Here is an 18,048-nt window from a genome sequence, read left to right on the forward strand (position 1 = left end):
ATTGAAGATTGAACGCCCCTGCCCCTCAAGAGAACTCGCCTGCCAAAAAGCATAACCAAGGTGCCTGGGACCGGATGGCTCGGGGTGGGCATCGATTTGCTCAGCCGGCAAAGGAGGATGACTTCAAAGACCCGCTGAAAACGATCGATCGGTGGGGCTGGCTCGGGGCGAGTATTTATGGGCAGCGCGTTCTTTGCCTCGGCGCCGGCGGTGGTCGACAAGGCCCCCTCTACGCCGCCGCAGGTGCTACGGTGACAGTCGTCGACATCAGTGGAGCGCAGCTGGAAATCGACCGAAAAGTGGCGACCGATCGTGGGTTGCAGCTGCGAACCGTGGAAGCCTCGATGGACGATCTGTCGATGTTCGCCCCGGCCGACTTTGACATTGTCATTCATCCGGTGAGTACTTGTTACGTGCCGGATGTCGCGCCGGTTTTTCGCGAAGTCGCCAAAGTCTTGTGCGCCGGCGGGCTCTACATCAGTCAGCATAAAACGCCGACCAGCCTGCAAGCCGACATCAAGCGTAGCGATCGCGGCTATGAAGTAACCGAGCCATATTACCGCGAAGGCCCTTTGCCGGAAGTCCGCGGCAGCCGCCATCGCGAAGAAGGAACGCTCGAGTATCTGCACCGTTGGGATCAACTGCTCGGCGGCATGTGCCGAGCCGGACTGGTAATTGAAGATCTCGTCGAACCGCTGCATGCCAAAGAAGACGCCGAACCGAACAGCTTCGAAGACCGCAGCAAATACATCGCCCCCTACGTCCGCATCAAAGCTCGTCGAGTGGGTCAGGAGCAAACTCGGACCGAAGTGGGTTCGCTGTGGCTTCCTGGTTAAAACCAGCCGAGTCCGTTCTTTCTAATTCAATGAATAGCAAGACGTAGGCTCCTAACGTAACCATTAACGTTTGAGCTAGAAGGTAAATCGAAAACGCGTAGGTCCAGGGAAAGCTGATCCATACGACGCAAACGATTAGTGCGATCGCTCCCATAACTGGGTAAACGATCCTGGCCTTTGAGAAGTTGCCAACCAGAAAACAGCAGATCGCAGACGGAGCTACAAAGAGTACGGCCACAGGAACAGCCACAAGGATAAGGACATCGGTAAGGGAAACGATTAGTGCTCCTATGCCCGCCAATGTCATTAGCAACATCATCTGAAAAATTGAAAATTGAAAACCGTCATAGGAAACAAACCATCGCATTACCATCGTTGGAATCAAATTTGTCGCCAGACATATCACACTAACGATCACAACAGATACGAGAACGTATCCGAGCGCGTCAAGATAATTTAAGACAACTGGCATCGCCCCAGAAAAACTAGCCAATAAGGCCATTCCTCCAATTGCTTCGACACGCAGTGTCGGACTTCGAAGTATCGCCCCGCAGCAAACTCCAAACTGGGCAATCAGCACGCCCACCAAAAACGAAACGCAATATTCGACGTGAAGACCTGGTTTGGCAATCGTTAACGCCAACAAAAAGTCAAACACCAAGACGGAAATGACGATCCGGCTAATCCAACGATTTTTGCGTTCTTCTCTCATGTTGGCATCGAATCTATCGAGAAAGCTTCGTTAGGCGTCTTCAATAAACGGGAATCAATCTCCGGTCGAAGCTAGTTCGCTGCGGCTTCTTGTTTGACGTTGGTAGAGGCTTGTTCGCCTCGAAAGAGGTGTACCAATACGGCGCCTGCCAGGTTGATGTAAAGAGTCTGAACGAACAATAACTCACTAACTAGTATCGGACCGATGGCGATCAAGGAGACAAACACAAAGAACATCACCGCAAGGAAGCCCCAGACTCTGCGTGATATGGCCATAAAAAAGCAGCCAATGAGTGCCGGAAAAACGACCAACGTTTCGCTCAATAACCGAAGTACATTGGTGGGTGCTTGAAAAGTGGCGACACACCCCAGCGCGATGCAGGTCATGAAAATGAAAGCATACTTGAGTGTGAATTGGAACTTCGTTCGCGTCGCTAACCAGCGTGCCGAATACGCGGTTCCCAGGCAAATTGCACAATAGAAAAGCATCCCTAGGGGTATGAAGACAACGGCGTCCAGTAAATGGTCGAGACTCTCGATAAGCACAAACGCACTCCAATAAGTCCATACCGCGACCAACGCGAATAGAAATGCGTCTGCAATTTCTCTCCGACGAATGTAAGTAGCGCAAAGAACTGCCAGATAACCGGCGGTTAAACCGATTAGCGCGCCGATTCGAAATGGCAAAAACCAGTCGACCAACATCGACGACACTAACAGATGGAGGACGGCCGTAAAAACAAGCAGTACGCGAAGAAATCCACGAATCTCGCTGGTCGTTGCATGGTGGTCTCGATCGATTGCCGACTTGCTTTCCATGGTTGTTAAGACTCGTCCAAAGATTCTGGGATGAGCTCCGGCCGAAGCTCATTGTCTGCCGCTTCCGTGTTGGCGTCGGTACTAACTTCCAAGTCTCGCGGAACTTGTCGTAATAGCACGCCGCCGAGCATTATCATCAGCCATTGAGAGAGCGTTCCGATCATCAGTTCGCTGTTTGGGATTGCCAACCCATAGAGGATGATCACCACCGCACCACAGCCGAGCATGGCGCCGACGAACCGTTTCAGGCGACTTGTCAACGCAAGCGTGACACAGGCCGTCGCCGCGGGAAAGATGCCTGGCAACAGTCGTAAGACTCTTGGCACCGCATCGGGAAACGTACTCGACATCACAGAAACCAGCGCGACGATCGCGGTCAAACCAAAGACCTGGCTTAACGGGAATTGGTACTTGTTTCGAGTCAGCTGCCAGCGTGCGTAAAACGCGATCCCGAGACAAAGCAGACAATAAATCACAATCGTGCCGAACGTGCTGATCAACGCATCCAGGATCGTGAACCGGGAGTTCTTCCATAAACTCAGCACAAACCAAAACATCCACGTGGCGATAACCGCCGAGTAGATCGACGAACGGGCCTCTTCGTTACGCACCACCGCGACGGACACCAAAGCCAAATACCCACTGGAAATTCCCAGCAGCACACTGAACAAGTAATACCCCGGCGTCAGCGCGGCCGCGACGAAAAGCTGGACGACGATACTCGCCGCCATCAGAAGAACGAGGTTCCGTTTCAGTGAAAATTCCAAAGCGGCAATTATTCCTCTGGTAAACCAATCACCACGTTATGCGACGACAATTTGCGGAACGATATGAGCTGAATGCCGCCTAGCCACAAGACAAGCAGTTGCGCGGCGAACATGTAAAAAACATCGGGAGGGACAAACGGTATCGTAACAATGCAAAAGAACAATCCCATAACCATCTGCCCGCTGAAGATCCACAATTGCTGGGCGTTTGCCAGTAAGTTGCATCCGACAATTGTGGGAAGGGCTAAAAAGAAAACTCCCAGGGCTACGCCTAAAGCAAGTTGGACATTCATTACCAGGATGCAACCGAAGGACACCAACAGCGTGCCGGCGAAGAGTTCCTTCATGCTGAATTGCCGTTCGTTTTGATGCGAACTGAGCCAGCGAAACAACGATCGAGGACCAAGACAGTATAGTGCTGTGAACCCGGCCGCCAACATCACCATCACCGACAGGTTTTGCCTTGCGATTCCTTCGGCGCTCGTCAGCAGGGTGGCAATGGCAATCAACGGACAGATTGCCATGCCGGCATACGCAGCGAGTTTCCACGAATCGAAACGAAGCCGCGCGGCACAGCATAAACCAAACTGACCACATATCAGTCCAATGAAAATGCCATGATAAGGCGTTTCTGCCACGTTACTCTCGTGCCATAGGACGATCACTGCCATGACCACGTCAAGCAGTACAATGATCGCAACTAGAAAGAGCAATGATGCGAGTTGAGGGGTCCGATTCATCCCCCCAGCATAACGAATCCCGCCGTTAGAGGCGTGAAATTGTTGGCGACTTGATGTCTTGTTCCTGCGTCAGTGCTTCATCGTTGGCAATCGCCTGAAGCGCGACGATACCTGCGATCAGCAGGTAAAACGTTTCCCAGGCAATCACCAGCGGAAGTCGATTCCACAGCGAGGGAAGCATCCATGCGGCAGTGAGCGAGAGTGCCAAGATTGCGCCGAGTCCGATCACCAGTTGCCGTTGGCGATCTTCTTTCGTTTCGGAAAGCGTCAACGCAACGACCATCGCGGGACATGCCCAAACCATCAGCCCAGGCAACGCCACCGGCAGTTCCTGCCAGGGAAAGTCGCTTTGCAGCACCAGCATGCAGACCAGCGTCGCTGCGGTTGTCAGTGCGAAGATTGCGGCGAGAGAAAACTGCGACGTCGCTTCTTTACGGCTAATGCGATAGGCCATCGGCAGCGCCACGCTTAATACGGCGAACACCCCCAGCACCACCGTCCAGTGGAGCAGCGGAATCTTATCCATCGTCGCGAGCAGGACACTCCCCAAGCCGAGGCTGCCGAGCATGGCGAGCGACCACCATGGCCAAGCGTCCGGTCGACGAATCCAGCCGGCCGCGATCAATCCGATCTGCCCTAGCAGCAGTCCGAGCATGCAGCCGAACAGGCCTTCCGACGGCTCGGAACCAGCCAGGTTCGCCGCGAGTGCCACATCGACACAAACGCTGGCGGCCGCCAATAACGAGAGCAGAAATTTTCCGGGGGTGATCATCCCTCTATCGTGATTCGAGCGGCCACCGTTTGCACGCCTTGGCAGGCAAGTTCTTTCCGAAGAAACAAGCAGCGGCGTTCCGGTTATAACGATTAATCGCGAGTCAGTTACGTGTCGAACGAATCGTCGATGGTTGATCGTTGACCTCCACCGAATCAGTTGCTTGGTCTGATTCATCGAGTCGCTCGGCTTGATTCAGCAGAAAACCGGCGAACCACAGATACAACGTTTGAAACGTGAAGAAGAGCAAATATTCCGTGTGCGGCTGATACCGGGAAGTGTTAAACATGTAGGCATAACTGAGCATGCATGTCGCTCCGAGAACGATGGGGTAGAGTCCCGATCGTTGGTATCGCGGTGACATAAGGACCGTTCCCGAAAACAGGCTAATGAACGCACCGAACAAGATGATCTCTGGCTCAATGAGTCCTCTTCCGCTGGGCATATTGCCGTAGATCAGTACCAAAAAAAGAATCGCCGTGAACAGCAACCCACCGAGAACAACGGACAACTTCATTGACGGAGTTGTGATTTTCTCGGCCGCTTTTTGAAAAAGATTAGGAAGCACCGCCGGCAGACAAGCCGCAATAAAGACGGCCGTTTTCAGATTGGTGCTTAGTTCTCGGATATTCGCGAAGACATACATTCCGAAGGCCATCACGACCACAGCCATCGGCAGCCATAGCATCCACGACCGACGGCGAATCGAAAGCACGATCAACCAAAAGCTGCCCTGCCCGACCACAAATCCGATCACGCCATATTCAGTTTCGCCACCAAATCGTGCTCCGTCCGTGAGCAGATGGAAAAGGTGACGAAATATCCATACGTCGGCGCAGAGCGTCGCCGCGGCAAGTATCGCAAGCAACAAGTTTCCTGGCGTCCACCGAATCATGCTTATGAGGATGCCACAGATGTGCAAAAACTGCACGAACTTGGCAACATTGCAAAATGCGGAGACTCGCGGCAAAATTGAGCGTGACAACACCCACCCAATCCATCCCAATCTCGCTCGAATTATGACGCACGAATCACTTCAGGAAATTGTTTGTTGCATGGGCCTGCCGGTGGCCGGAAACCCTTCGCAGTTCATGATGGAGCGTGCCTTTGCGGCGGCGGGGCTCGATTGGCGATATTTGACGTTGGAAGTAACTCCGGAAGATCTTCCCGCGGCGGTGGCCGGAATGAAAGCGATGGGCTTTCGTGGCGGGAACTTTACCATTCCACATAAAGTGGCAGTCATTCCCCATCTGAAACGACTGACCGAAGCAGCCGAGTTGATGGGTGCCGTCAACTGTATCTTCGCGGAGGAAGATGGATTCGTTGGCGAGAATACCGACGGCAAAGGGTTTGTCTCGGCACTCAAGGAAGTAATCGAACCGGAAGGGAAAAAGGTCGTCCTGTTTGGAGCCGGCGGCGCGGCCAGAGCAATTGCCGTAGAACTCGGTTTGAACAAAGTGGCCAGCATCGACATCGTCAACCGCGATGCCGCGCGAGGCCGTGATCTATCGAACCTTCTATCAGAGCGCATCGGGATCGAATCGAAATGGATTCCTTGGAACGGCACCCACGAGCTTCCGGAAGATGTCGATTTGGTGATCAACGGAACGAGCATCGGGCTAAGCGATGCTACGGCGATGGTACCTGTCAATCCGGAAACGTTCCGCGACTCGATGATCGTCGCGGACGTCATGTTCAACCCACCGCAGACCGCTTTTCTGCAAGCGGCTCAAGACGCCGGATGTAAGACAATCGACGGACTTGGCATGCTGGTCAACCAAGGAGTGATCGGTTTCAAGATCTGGACCGGCGTCGACCCCGATCCGACGGTGATGCGAGAAGCGCTGGAAGAGTATCTGGGGATTTAGCTCGCTCAGGAAAGTAGGGTCCGCTGTGCGGACGCAGCAATACTCTGTCGCAGCTAAGAACGCTTCGTAGTTCAATTACTACCCGACGATTCTTTCTATGTCTGAACCGATTTACCGCGTCCGCATAGCGGACCCTACGTGGTTTCACCCCGCAAGAACGAAACAAGGCCGCTGCTTTTGGGCAACGGCCTTGCTCGAATCATTCCGAACATTCATGAACGTTCGGTTTGCCTGTTAACGATTACTCGCTTGGCTTGGCGATACCGATGACGCCGACACCAACGCGAGGACCTGCGTCGCCGGATGGCTGGCTCTTCAAGTCGTCTGCTTTCGCGTGAACGACGATCGAACGGCCGAGCACGATGTGCAACTTCAGGCCTTCAGCTTTGACGTCGATCTTCGCGACGCCGCTTTCGTCGGCGGTGATGTTGCCGAGGTCACCCACGTGGCTTTCCTTTCCAGGCGCGCCATGTTCGTGACCATCAGGATTGAAGTGGCCACCTGCAGCGGTACCGTCCGCTTTGGTCAAGTCACCGAACTCGTGGATGTGGAAACCATGTTCGCCTGGTTCCAAGTTGATGATCTTGCCGGTCAGCTGAACGTAGCCATCTTCCTGCTTCAGCATGATGACACCCTTCACGTCGCTACCGCTGGTCGAAGCCAATACGGCGACTGCGTTGGTTGGCATGTCCACCATTTCGGCGTCGTGGCTATGCCCATGTTCTTCTTTTTCCTTGCCGCCTTCTTCCTGAGCCATTACCAATCCGGGGATGGCCAAAAGCAGAATGCTTAGAGTCAGGATGGTCGATTTCATGTTGCTGTCTACTCCTGCAGGGCGTTGAATTCATTCTTTCGGCCGGTGAGAACCTTTCTACCGACCTAGGGACTCGCGCGAGAGTCTGCCCCTATTGTTACGCATCCGCAGACCGCATTCCACCGAGGCAGTAAAGTTTGGCCAACCGGTCCCAGTCGATCGAGATTCGCTATACGCGACACTTTGCGCCGTGAAACATCATGCAGCTTGCTGCACTTTTTCCTGCACAATTGCCTTCATATGGGCAGCAGAGTCATGGGCAAACTGCTTTTGCAGTTTCCTCATGTAGGGATGGACCAAACGAACGATCCATCGTTTCGGCTTCGAGAAAGCCAGAATGTCGTACCACACGTCCCCGTGGTCATCCATTTCAATCAGAAAACGCTCTTCGCCTGCTTCCATGTGCCCGGGAAGTGTCCCATAAGCGAAGCCGAACCGGGGCGTATTCATGGGATCGTCAATCACGTACACGATCCTCGCGGCATTCAGCCAATACAAGCCTGCCGCTTTACCGATCACGCAAACGACTTCCCCTTCTCGGATGGTCGTATTGCTTGGTCGTGCCGCAACCCAGCCGAGCTCGAATTGGCGCCAATTCCCCAGCGCCGCTTTGGCGGCCTCGAAGATTTCGATTCCATGCCCCAGCTTTACCCGGGTATGATCGACCTGAAAACCGTCCGGTGGGGTCGTCGCGGTCTTGCCCTGATGACAATACGAAAACTTAAGTGGCCGCTGGCTACTTAAGAATCGCTCGACACATTCGGCTTCCGGCAAGTGGAATCGGAACATAGATGTAATGGGAGTCTGGGAAAACACTTCCGATCAAATTGGTCAAACCGTAAAATCTTACGAAGTACAACTTGGATAAGCTGCCTGATATAACTAGATGACATGACTTCCGCCGATCATCAACCTACCAACCGACGAAAAAAAGTTCTCGTAACGGGAGCGACCGGATATGTGGGTAGCCGTCTCATCCCCCGAATTCTACCTCATCACGACGTTCGATGCCTGGTTCGAAATCCGGACAAGCTCGATCCTGCCGTCCGCGATCGAGTCGAGATCACTCAGGGGGACGTCCAGCACTCGCACAGCTTGCGGCAATGTCTGGAAGGGGTCGATGTCGCTTATTACCTGATCCACGGGATGGGCTACGGAGACGACTTCCAAAAGAAGGACCGACTCGCGGCCGAAGGTTTCGTGCAAGCGGCCAAATCATGCGGCGTTGAGCGGATCATCTATCTGGGAGGGCTCGGCGACGACAACGACCCTGGGCTCTCTCCGCATCTGAAAAGTCGGCATGAAGTAGGCGAGATCTTCCGCAACAGTGATGTCCCCGCAATCGAACTGCGTGCGTCGGTTGTCCTGGGGCCTGGCAGTCTTTCCTACGAGCTAATCCGTTCGCTGACGCAACGACTGCCGATGATGATTTGTCCCCGGTGGCTCGCGACTCCTACACAACCGATCGCCACAGAAGATGTGTTGGCTTACTTGGAAGAAGCGCTCGACTTGCCCATGGAGAAAAGCGAAGTCTACGAGATCGGTTGCCAGGACGTCGTCACCTATGGCGACTTGATCAAGATGTACGCAAAGGAGCGGAACCTGACGCGGATCCTGGTAAGCGTTCCCCTGCTTACTCCATACCTGTCCAGCTTGTGGCTCGGGCTCGTCACGCCGACCAGCGCGGAAGTGGGCCGACACCTGATTGAAGGCCTCCGAAACCCAACTGTCGTGCGCGACGATCAGGCCCGAAAAATCTTTTCACACCAGCCAATGACCACAAAAGAAGCCATCCACCAGGCTGTCCAACAAGAAGCATAGCTGGCATGGACATTTCAGCTGCGAGTCTCTTTCTGGCTGAAAAGTGACCTCCGATAACTGAAAACCGATCCTCATGTTGCGTTTTGGCAACGTCCGTTTCGATTGTTCATCAACCAACCAGTTGGGACGTTGGATTTCGTAAACTTTTCCTTCTGGTTAAGCTAGCTGGTAGCAACCTTTCCTAATGCATTCAGTTTGCCAGAAAAGCGGATTAGTTCGTCGGCAATTCACCATGAAATCTTGAAAGAATTTGGTTTGCTGTAAAACTAGACGAGGTATGCTTTTCCAGCGGAAAACGATCATGGTGGTAAACTTTTATGTTTGCCAGGCAGCACGATTTTTGCGAGTCTGTAAGACTCACCTGCGTGGAAGAGGCGCCCCGTTTAAGGGAGTAGAACCGATCTGGAGCGAGATGGATTTCGTCGGCGGATAGGCCTCGGTGGTCGTATTCGATAACCAACTTGGTCAGGAAACTTGAACCATGAAACTCGCTCATCTTAAGAAGGTGCTCGTTGCGCCGGCGCTGCTTAGCGTCGTCGGTATGAGCATCGCCCCGGCTCCCGTACTCGCGCAGAGTTGCGGTGGCTGTGGTCCGTCGTACAAGATCGTCACTCAGACCGTTTACGAAGAACAGCCCGTTACCGCGATGCGCACGGAATACGAACGGGTCGAAGTTCCGAAACAGGTCACCACCTATCGCCCCGTCTGGGAAACCCAGCGTCGCGAGCGCACGGTGACTGTCGCGAAGCCAGTCACTGAAACTTCGGAACGCGAAGAACGCTACACCGTGATGAAACCGGTGTGGAAGGAACGTGTCGAAGATCGCAGCTACAATCAAACGCGCTACGTCACCGAAACCGAAATGCGTGAGCAACGCAACACGGTTCTTCGTCCCGTGACCGAAACGCAATATCGCGAAGAACAACGCGTTGTGCGTCGCCCAGTTACGGAAACGGTCATTCAGAATCAGACCGTGACGATGTACCAGCCGCAGACTGTCTGCAAAACGCAGTACGTCGATCAAGGTGGCTATCAAACGACTCAAGTTTACACGCCTGGCCCAACGCGGAATCGTTTGCGTTGGACGCAAGGCCAGACTTACTTCGACCCTGCTACCGGTCAGTATCAATACGACCGCGGCGGTCTGCACTGGATTCCGGAACAACGCCCCGGCAACGTGAGCAACGTGACGCAGTACGTTCCGAATGTTGTTGCCCAACAGGTTCCTGTCACCCAATACGTGCCGACCCAGGTTCAACAGCAAGTTCCTGTTCAGCGGGTTCGTTACGAAGACGAAGTTCAAGTCCGTCAGGTGCCAGTCAATGTGACTCGCTACGAACAAGTCGAACAGGTTCAGCAGATTCCGGTTTCCGTGCAAAAGCCGGTCACCGAACGTGTCGAGAACATGGTCACCGTGAAGTACTGTGACTGGGTTCAAGAAGAAGTCGTTCGCAAGGTTCCTATCACGACCACCAAAATGGTCTACGAAGAACGCACCGAACCTTATGAAGTGAAGGTTCAAAAGTGGGTTGCCGAAACCAGCACAGTGACGGAAACCAAGTTGGTGCCGAAGCAGGTTCAGTACACCTACACGCGTCGCGTTCCTCGTACGGTTACCATGCGAGTTCCTTTGGATGCCTACGGCAACCCAATTTACACGGCCCCTGCCCCGGCAACGTCGGCCAGCCGTGTGATTTTGCCTCCGGCGAATCCAACGCCAGCCGTTCGTGAAAGCGTTGTCGAAAAGCCTTCGACGATCATCGAACGCCGGATCATCACTCCTTCCGAGCCACCACCGGCTCCGTCGCAGGAAGAGGAAGATGCCGCTGGTAACAAAGCGACCAAGGAAGACGACACATCTTCCCCCAGCGATGATGATCCTACGGGTCAACCCATGCTGTAAAACCCACGCACAAGTTGGTTTCGAGAAAAGGTCCAGCCAAAAGCTGGGCCTTTTTTCATGCGCCGAGGTGGGAATTCCGACTTTGAGGTCCATTTTGCCAGGAAGTGGCTATTTCAACATGCCTAACGTGCGTAGAATGGGTGCTTCATACCTGCCTCATCAATCTCGGGGAAACATGAGCAGGGGGCAAACGTCTTTCCCGTGGCTGCGCGCTGTAGCTTAGTTCTTTGATGGCCTGGCATGAACTTTTTCTCGAATCTGTTCGATACGTCTGACTTTCCTCAGCGGTGGTACTGTGGCGAGTGGTCGGCCGGTCATGGCTGGCTGCATATCTGCTCAGATGTGGGAATCTGGGGAGCCTACTTCGCGATACCAGCTTTGTTGGCTTATTTCCTGTCGCAAAGAAAAGACCTTCCCTTCCGCCGAGTCTTCATCCTGTTTGTCGCATTCATTCTGTTGTGCGGCATGACTCACCTGATGGATGCGATCATCTTCTGGTGGCCAGCCTATCGATTGGCCGGCTTGTTGAAGTTGACGACGGCGATTGTCTCGTGGGCAACGGTAATCGCGTTGGTCTATAACATTCGCGAAGTCCTCAGTCTGCGTAGTCCCCAGGAATTGGAACGAGAAATCGAGGCTCGCAAATCGGCCGAACATGCCCTGCGAGAAGCAAACGAAGCGCTGGAACTGCGCGTTCAGGAACGTGTCGATCAGCTCAATAAAGCCAACGCAGACTTAAAGGAACGCGAAGCCCGTTGGCGAAAGTTCGTCAGTTCCAACATTATCGGCGTGGGTGTCGCCGACGCCGATGGAAGTTGGTTGGAAGTCAACGGCGAGCTCTTACGGATGCTTCACTGCACCGAAGAAGAGTTCAACCGAGACGGACTTCGCTGGTACGACATGACGCCGCCAGAATACCTTCCGCGTGACATCGAAGGCATCGAGACGGCCGACAAAGAAGGTGCGTGCGCCGCCTACGAAAAGGAATACATCACCAAAGATGGTGCCCGGGTTCCTATCACGCTTGGCTATACCCCCGTCGAAGATCGACCTGGCGAGTACATCTGTTTCGTGCTCGACCAGTCGCGACTGAAGGAAACCGAAATGGCTCTGAAGCAGAGTCAGGCCGAATTCTTCCAACTGGCCGATGCCATTCCGCAGATGGCGTGGATGACGCGTGCCGATGGTTACGTCGATTGGTTCAATCAACGCTGGTACGAATATACCGGCACCACGCAGGAAGATTGCCTCGGCTGGTCGTGGACCAAGTGCATCGATCCAAACGAACTTAATCGCGTGAAAGCAGCGTGGGATAAAAGTATCGCCACCGGAGAACGGGTCGATATCGTCGCTCCGATTCGTGCGGCCGACGGCACTGTCCGCCCATTCCTGACACGTGCTTTGCCGCTGAAGAATGACGAAGGCGAGATCGTCCGTTGGTTCGGTACCAACACCGACATCAGTGAACAGCAAGAGATTCAGGAAGAACTCCGAACGGTGGCCGCGCAGCTTTCGGATGCCGACCGCAAGAAGGATGAATTTCTAGCGACACTCGCCCACGAACTTCGCAATCCACTCGCCCCAATCCGCATGGGTTTGGAATTGATGAAGATGGCCGGAAACGATCCGGAGTTAATCGACGAGACGCGGGAAACGATGGAACGTCAAACGCAACAGTTGATCACCTTGGTTGACGACTTGCTGGATGTTTCTCGCGTAACGCGCGGCAAGCTGAACTTACGAAAAGCGGACGTCAAGATTTCCGATGTGATCGAAAGTGCTGTCGAGACTTCGACGCCATTGATCGACGACTCGGAACATGCCCTGGATGTCAACATTAGCGATCCCGACATCACCATTCATGCCGATCCCCATCGTCTCGCTCAGGTCGTCTCCAATCTGCTGAACAACGCCGCCAAGTACACGCCGGACGGAGGCAAGATTTCGCTGAGTGTCGAGAAGACCGACGCGAACCACGTTGCCATTCAAGTTCAAGATACGGGGATCGGTATTCCTGCCGATATGATCGATAGCATCTTCGCGATGTTCACGCAGATCGATCGTTCGATGGAACGAAGTTATTCAGGACTGGGCATCGGTTTGACATTGGTGCGTTCGCTCGTCGAAATGCATGGCGGAACCGTATCGGTCCGCAGCGAAGGACAAGACAAGGGAAGCACATTCACTGTCATACTTCCGACGAAAGCGGAAGACCAGCCGCAGCCAATCGCGGGACTGCCCACCGAAGGTCTGGCACTCAAACGAGGCAAGCATCGCGTCCTGGTCGTCGACGACAACAAAGCAGCCGCCGAGATGCTGAGCAAAGTGGTCAAGATGCTCGGCAACACGGTCGCTACCGCGGAAGATGGCCAACAAGCGATTGAAGTCGCTGAGAAGTTCCAGCCTGAGATCATCCTGATGGATCTCGGCATGCCGAAGATGAACGGCTACGAAGCGGCGCGACATATTCGCCAGCAAGATTGGGGCAAAGAGATCCTACTGATCGCGCTTACCGGCTGGGGCCAACAAGAGGATCGTGACCGTACCAAAGATGCCGGCTTCGATCACCATCTCGTTAAACCGGCCGAGCCTTCCGAGCTACAGCGGATTATCAGCCAGCACAAGTCGACGTAAGCCTTGGTCTGCTGAACGATCAAGCGGAACGTTTTTAACGTGATGGTCGATGCAGTATCAACTCGTTGAACGACTCGATCACCTCTTGCGATTCAACGTTTTCCGCCAATGCGGAAATGTATTGTTGATTCGGGTCGTTCGGTTCTTCGCGCCACTCGTGCGTGCCATTGGGAAAGATATGGTTATGTCCTTGGGTGACCAACTTCCATGGATTACCGGTTCCACGAGCAGCAACCATCACCGCGATTTGATCGGCGCTGTGGCGGTCTTTTGCCTGACCTCCAAAATAAATCTCGTAGACGCGTCGAACCGGATTGTCCTCAGGTAGTTCGGTCAGCCGCTTTCCTGTTGAGACAATGCCGGCAAACTTTCCGCCGCCGGTAAACGTGATAGGGGTCGGCCACGCCGCGATCGCTTTCACCGTCGACTCTGCATCTGGTTTAAAATTCCCGAACTTGCCGGGATCGGTATCCTTCGGGTATCGTCCCCCCATGCAAACCCAATGAGCGACTTTCTGCCGCACTAAGTCTCGGCCATTCAATGAACTGATCTCGTCCGCATCCGACTCGATCAAGTACCGAAGATTCGTCAGGTCCCCCACCGTCAAGATCGTAACGCTTTGGTCAGGCTGCTCGGCCAAGATTTCGCGATACAGTTTCGTCGCGTCGGGTGCTTCTTCATAAGGAGGACAGTCATGCGGAAACTCTTTGGCGATCTGCTCGGCATACTTCGATTTCTGCTGGAAACCTGCTTTCCCCTTCGGCACGCCGATCGGCAAGTCAGGCCGGCCGTAATAGGTGTTGATCGCGTCGGTACAAGGACCAGACCAAGGATGCTTCGCCGAGATCATCGTGCCGAGCAATTCAATTTCGCCCCGATCAGCCAGCGCGTGCAGCATCGCCAAACAAGCGGCATCGTCGCAGTCACTTTCCATATCGGTATCGAAAAGAATCTTCACGGGCGCATCGGCACGCAAAGGATTCGCGAGGCAGGTGAGCGTCAGACACGACAGCAACAAACAACGCAACATGACACGATTCACTAAGAAGAAAAAATCGGGAACCTGGCGTTCACTATAATCCAATTTCGCATGAGGGTCATTTTGATCATAGCGCAAAAAAAGATGGCTATCGACCGTTTCGGTGGATAGCCATCTTTCGATACTTTCAAACCTGCTGATGAAGCAAGCTGTCGAAATTAGACGTCCAAGTTGCGGACTTCCAACGCGTGCTTTTCGATGAACTCGCGGCGAGGTTCGACTTTGTCCCCCATCAAGATGCGGAACATGTCGTCGGCGGCGGAAGCGTCGCTCATCGTGACTTGCATCAACGTTCGGTTTTGCGGATCGAGCGTCGTTTCGCGAAGCTCTTCCGCGTTCATTTCACCAAGACCTTTAAAGCGAGTCACTTGCAGGCCACGTTCCCCAGCCGAACGAACGGCGGTCAGCAGACCACGCAGGTCTTCCAAGCCAGTTTCGTTTTCGCCGCGGCGAAGCTTGTAGCGAGCCTCGGTGCTGCCGGTTCGCTCTTGCGGAATGAGCGACTGGATATCGAAACCAAGCTCGGCGATTTCGGCCAGCTTGATGTTGATCGTCCGAACTTCATGTAGTTCGGCGATGTGGGGTGCTTCGATTTCCGGAGTATCTTCTTCTTTCGCTTGCCCGTTTTCGGAAGCGTCCGAATCGATCACGCTGCCATCGACCACTTCCCCTTCGTCCGGGATCTTGGTGTCTGGCTCGGCGTTCAATCCACGTTCGTTCAGGAACGCGTCGAGTTCCTTCTTCGTGGGGAACCAATGCTCTTCGCGGCCCATCACCAGGTGGAAGACCGGCAGCTTCTGAGTGACAGGGTCTTGGCGAACGGCATGAATCTTCAAACCGATACCGCGACGTTCGAGTGCGACGATTGCTTCTTCCAACGGTGCCAAAGCACGGCACAGCTTTTCCATCTTTTCGCCATCGATCACGTCGCCGTTGTCGTCGACGAACGCACAGTCGGACAAACCGTTGTCCAACAATTGGTTCTTCATTTCTTCTTCCGACTGGACGTACCAGACGTTCTTCTTCTGCACCACGCGGAACAGCGGCGGCTGAGCGACATAGACATGTCCGCCGGCGACAAGTTCGTTCATCTGGCGATAGAAGAACGACAACAACAGCGTTCGAATGTGCGAACCGTCGACGTCGGCATCGGTCATGATCACGACTTTGTTGTACCGACGCTTGTTGATGTCCTGGTCTTGCCCGATGCCCACGCCGATGGCCTGGATCATGCTGCGGACTTCTTCGTTGGCCAGCACTTTATCTTCGCGGGCCTTATAGGTGTTGATGATCTTACCTCGCAGCGGCAAGATGGCCTGGAAATCTCGCAGGCGTCCCCCTTCGGCCGAACCACCGGCCGAATCACCTTCGACCAGGTACAGTTCGCAGCGTTCCATCTGTTTGCTGATGCAGTCACGCAGCTTGCCTGGCAAACCACCGCCACTGAGGGCGTCTTTACGATTTCGCAGCAGGTCACGTGCTTTGCGAGCCGCTTCACGCGCTTGTCCGGCAAGAAGCGCCTTGCGAATGATGACTTTGGCGACCTTTGGATTTTCTTCCAGGTACTTCGTCATGAACTCGCCGAAAGCCGAGTTGATATAGCTTTCTACTTCGCTATTACCCAGCTTCGTTTTCGTCTGCCCTTCAAACTGCGGTTCAGGAACACGCGTGCTGATAATGGCAGTCAAACCTTCGCGGAAGTCGTCGCCGGAAAGCGCGACATCCTTGATCATGTTTTCCTTCTTGGCGTAGTTGTTCAGCGTACGCGTCAGTGCGGTCTTGAAACCGGAGACGTGCGTACCCCCTTCGTGCGTGTTGATGTTGTTCACGTACGAATGAAGGTTTTCGGTGTACTCTTCGCTGTACTGCAGCGCGATTTCGTAACCGACCCCTTCCGTGACGCCATTCAGGAAGATGACATCGGCATGCAGCGCGTTGGTCGAACGATTGAGATGCTCGACGTATTCGATGATCCCTTTTTCGTAGACGAACTCGTCTTTTTCGTCGGTTCGTTCGTCGATGAAGATGATCTTCACGCCCTTGTTCAGGAAGGCGAGTTCCTGCAGACGTTTGGCCAGCGTGTCGTGATTGAACTTGCTGACGTTAAAGATCTGGCTGTCGGGCTTGAAGGTCGTTTTGGTGCCACGCTTCTTGGTCGGCTGACCCTTCTGCACAGGCCCTTGCGGCACGCCTCGTTCGTATTCCTGCTGCCAGACGAAGCCTTCGCGATAGACTTCCACTTCGCACCATTCCGACAGGAAGTTCACCACCGTCACACCGACGCCGTGCAAACCGCCGGACGTTTGATAGGCACCTTTGGAAAACTTGCCGCCGAACTTCAGCACGGTCATCACCCCTTCCAGGGTCGAGACTTCGCGGCCGACTTGTTCGGAAAGCTGCGGGTGCTGATCGACAGGAATACCGCGACCGTCATCTTCGACGGTTACTGAGTTGTCGTTATGAACCGTAACGATGACGCTGCTGGCGAATTCCGCCATTGCTTCGTCGATCGAGTTGTCGACCACTTCATAAACCAGGTGATGGAAACCACGCGTCGAGCGGTCGCCGATGTACATACTCGGACGTTCGCGGACGTGTTCCAAGTCAGAAAGATGTTCCAAGTCGCTCGCACCATATTCCGACTTGGCTTTCGCCTGTTCGGCCTGTTGTGCGGCTTCCTTGTTTTCGACATCCCCAGTCGGTTGATCTTGAGGTTCGTTCGGTTCGGTCATATTCGCTTTTCGTTTCGTCGCATCGTTTTCCTCACCTCTCTTGTCCCCTCTCCACCGAGGGGAGAGGGTAAGGGTGAGGGGTTAACGATTTCGGTTAACGTGGTGAATTCGGTTGTTGGTTTTGATTGGTTCGGCGATCATCGGCGAGGCTGTCTCTTCGTTCGAAGAGCCCCTCACCCTGGCCCTCTCCCCAAAGGGGCGAGGGGACAAGAGGAAGACTAGTCGATCCGGCCCACTTTAATTTTCAAATCGGTAATACCATGATCCGGGAGTTGCTCTTGCAGCGACTTGAGGATCTTCGGTTTCTGAAAACTGATCATTTGGCTGATCGTCGAGTTGGCGACCAAAACCAGTAGCGTTCCCCGCTGTACGTTGCCGGCAACACTGTGCTGGGCCAGGCGATCTCCGGCGGCCACGTCCCAGGCCTTTTGAGTTGCGTCGGCCGTTTGAACTTGGGCATAACCCTTTTGGACCATCAACTGGGCCAACGTCCCTTTAATCGACTGCACTTTGCCCGGCTGACGCTGGCTCATGTTGTTTCCATTCCGTTTCGTTCTTCTGTAGGGTGCATCTCGACGCACCATGTTTTGCC

The 18,048-nt window shown here is 54.1% G+C and carries 15 protein-coding genes; 5 read left to right on the plus strand and 10 right to left on the minus strand.

Translation table 11 applies throughout. The features are described from left to right. The first annotated feature begins 8 nt into the window (after nucleotides 1-8). Nucleotides 9-836, plus strand: coding sequence for a class I SAM-dependent methyltransferase (locus LA756_RS17275; protein ID WP_224435970.1), 828 nt, complete (start codon nucleotides 9-11; stop codon nucleotides 834-836). 783 nt (nucleotides 837-1,619) lie between these two features. On the opposite strand, the gene LA756_RS17280 is transcribed toward LA756_RS17275, so the two are convergent. The 5 genes from LA756_RS17280 to LA756_RS17300 form a co-directional block, all read right to left on the minus strand. Beyond that, complete coding sequence (locus LA756_RS17280; RefSeq protein WP_224435971.1) at nucleotides 1,620-2,366, minus strand: hypothetical protein; 747 nt, start codon at nucleotides 2,364-2,366, stop codon at nucleotides 1,620-1,622. Nucleotides 2,367-2,371: 5 nt separating this feature from the next. Further along, nucleotides 2,372-3,097: a hypothetical protein gene (locus LA756_RS17285; protein WP_224435972.1), complete on the minus strand. Its 726-nt coding sequence runs from the start codon at nucleotides 3,095-3,097 to the stop codon at nucleotides 2,372-2,374. A gap of 44 nt (nucleotides 3,098-3,141) precedes the next feature. Next, nucleotides 3,142-3,771 carry a hypothetical protein gene (locus tag LA756_RS17290; RefSeq protein ID WP_224435973.1) on the minus strand — a complete coding sequence of 210 codons (630 nt, stop codon included), beginning with the start codon at nucleotides 3,769-3,771 and terminating at the stop codon, nucleotides 3,142-3,144. 127 nt (nucleotides 3,772-3,898) lie between these two features. Continuing rightward, the gene (locus LA756_RS17295) at nucleotides 3,899-4,645 is read right to left on the minus strand and encodes a hypothetical protein (protein WP_224435974.1); all 747 of its coding nucleotides are present in this window, start codon (nucleotides 4,643-4,645) and stop codon (nucleotides 3,899-3,901) included. A 103-nt stretch (nucleotides 4,646-4,748) separates the two neighbouring features. Beyond that, nucleotides 4,749-5,540 (minus strand): hypothetical protein, encoded by a 792-nt coding sequence (locus tag LA756_RS17300; RefSeq protein WP_224435975.1) that lies wholly within the window; start codon nucleotides 5,538-5,540, stop codon nucleotides 4,749-4,751. A gap of 19 nt (nucleotides 5,541-5,559) precedes the next feature. On the opposite strand from LA756_RS17300, the gene aroE reads away from it, so the two are divergent. After that, the gene (gene aroE / locus LA756_RS17305) at nucleotides 5,560-6,513 is read left to right on the plus strand and encodes a shikimate dehydrogenase (RefSeq protein ID WP_224435976.1); all 954 of its coding nucleotides are present in this window, start codon (nucleotides 5,560-5,562) and stop codon (nucleotides 6,511-6,513) included. 241 nt (nucleotides 6,514-6,754) lie between these two features. On the opposite strand, the gene LA756_RS17310 is transcribed toward aroE, so the two are convergent. Together LA756_RS17310 and LA756_RS17315 are read right to left on the minus strand one after the other, a co-directional pair. Further along, the gene (locus LA756_RS17310) at nucleotides 6,755-7,327 is read right to left on the minus strand and encodes a superoxide dismutase family protein (RefSeq protein WP_224435977.1); all 573 of its coding nucleotides are present in this window, start codon (nucleotides 7,325-7,327) and stop codon (nucleotides 6,755-6,757) included. Nucleotides 7,328-7,525: 198 nt separating this feature from the next. Continuing rightward, the gene (locus LA756_RS17315) at nucleotides 7,526-8,116 is read right to left on the minus strand and encodes a DUF1990 family protein (protein ID WP_224435978.1); all 591 of its coding nucleotides are present in this window, start codon (nucleotides 8,114-8,116) and stop codon (nucleotides 7,526-7,528) included. Between the two features lie 102 nt (nucleotides 8,117-8,218). Between LA756_RS17315 and LA756_RS17320 the strand changes: the two genes are divergently transcribed. From LA756_RS17320 to LA756_RS17330, 3 genes are all read left to right on the plus strand, one after another. After that, nucleotides 8,219-9,148 (plus strand): NAD(P)H-binding protein, encoded by a 930-nt coding sequence (locus LA756_RS17320; RefSeq protein WP_224435979.1) that lies wholly within the window; start codon nucleotides 8,219-8,221, stop codon nucleotides 9,146-9,148. Between the two features lie 481 nt (nucleotides 9,149-9,629). Next, the gene (locus LA756_RS17325; RefSeq protein ID WP_224435980.1) at nucleotides 9,630-11,051 is read left to right on the plus strand and encodes a hypothetical protein; all 1,422 of its coding nucleotides are present in this window, start codon (nucleotides 9,630-9,632) and stop codon (nucleotides 11,049-11,051) included. Between the two features lie 240 nt (nucleotides 11,052-11,291). Then, complete coding sequence (locus LA756_RS17330; RefSeq protein WP_224435981.1) at nucleotides 11,292-13,685, plus strand: ATP-binding protein; 2,394 nt, start codon at nucleotides 11,292-11,294, stop codon at nucleotides 13,683-13,685. A 34-nt stretch (nucleotides 13,686-13,719) separates the two neighbouring features. Here the strand turns inward: LA756_RS17330 and LA756_RS17335 are convergent, their stop codons facing one another. From LA756_RS17335 to LA756_RS17345, 3 genes are all read right to left on the minus strand, one after another. After that, nucleotides 13,720-14,715 carry a nucleoside hydrolase gene (locus tag LA756_RS17335; protein ID WP_224435982.1) on the minus strand — a complete coding sequence of 332 codons (996 nt, stop codon included), beginning with the start codon at nucleotides 14,713-14,715 and terminating at the stop codon, nucleotides 13,720-13,722. A 167-nt stretch (nucleotides 14,716-14,882) separates the two neighbouring features. Continuing rightward, complete coding sequence (locus LA756_RS17340) at nucleotides 14,883-17,456, minus strand: DNA gyrase subunit B (RefSeq protein WP_224435983.1); 2,574 nt, start codon at nucleotides 17,454-17,456, stop codon at nucleotides 14,883-14,885. A 218-nt stretch (nucleotides 17,457-17,674) separates the two neighbouring features. After that, on the minus strand, nucleotides 17,675-17,989 hold the full coding sequence (locus tag LA756_RS17345; RefSeq protein WP_224435984.1) for a DUF721 domain-containing protein: 315 nt from the start codon (nucleotides 17,987-17,989) through the stop codon (nucleotides 17,675-17,677). Nucleotides 17,990-18,048 lie beyond the last annotated feature (59 nt).

It is taken from the genome of Bremerella sp. TYQ1 (assembly GCF_020150455.1).
GTDB classification, from domain to species: domain Bacteria; phylum Planctomycetota; class Planctomycetia; order Pirellulales; family Pirellulaceae; genus Bremerella; species Bremerella volcania_A.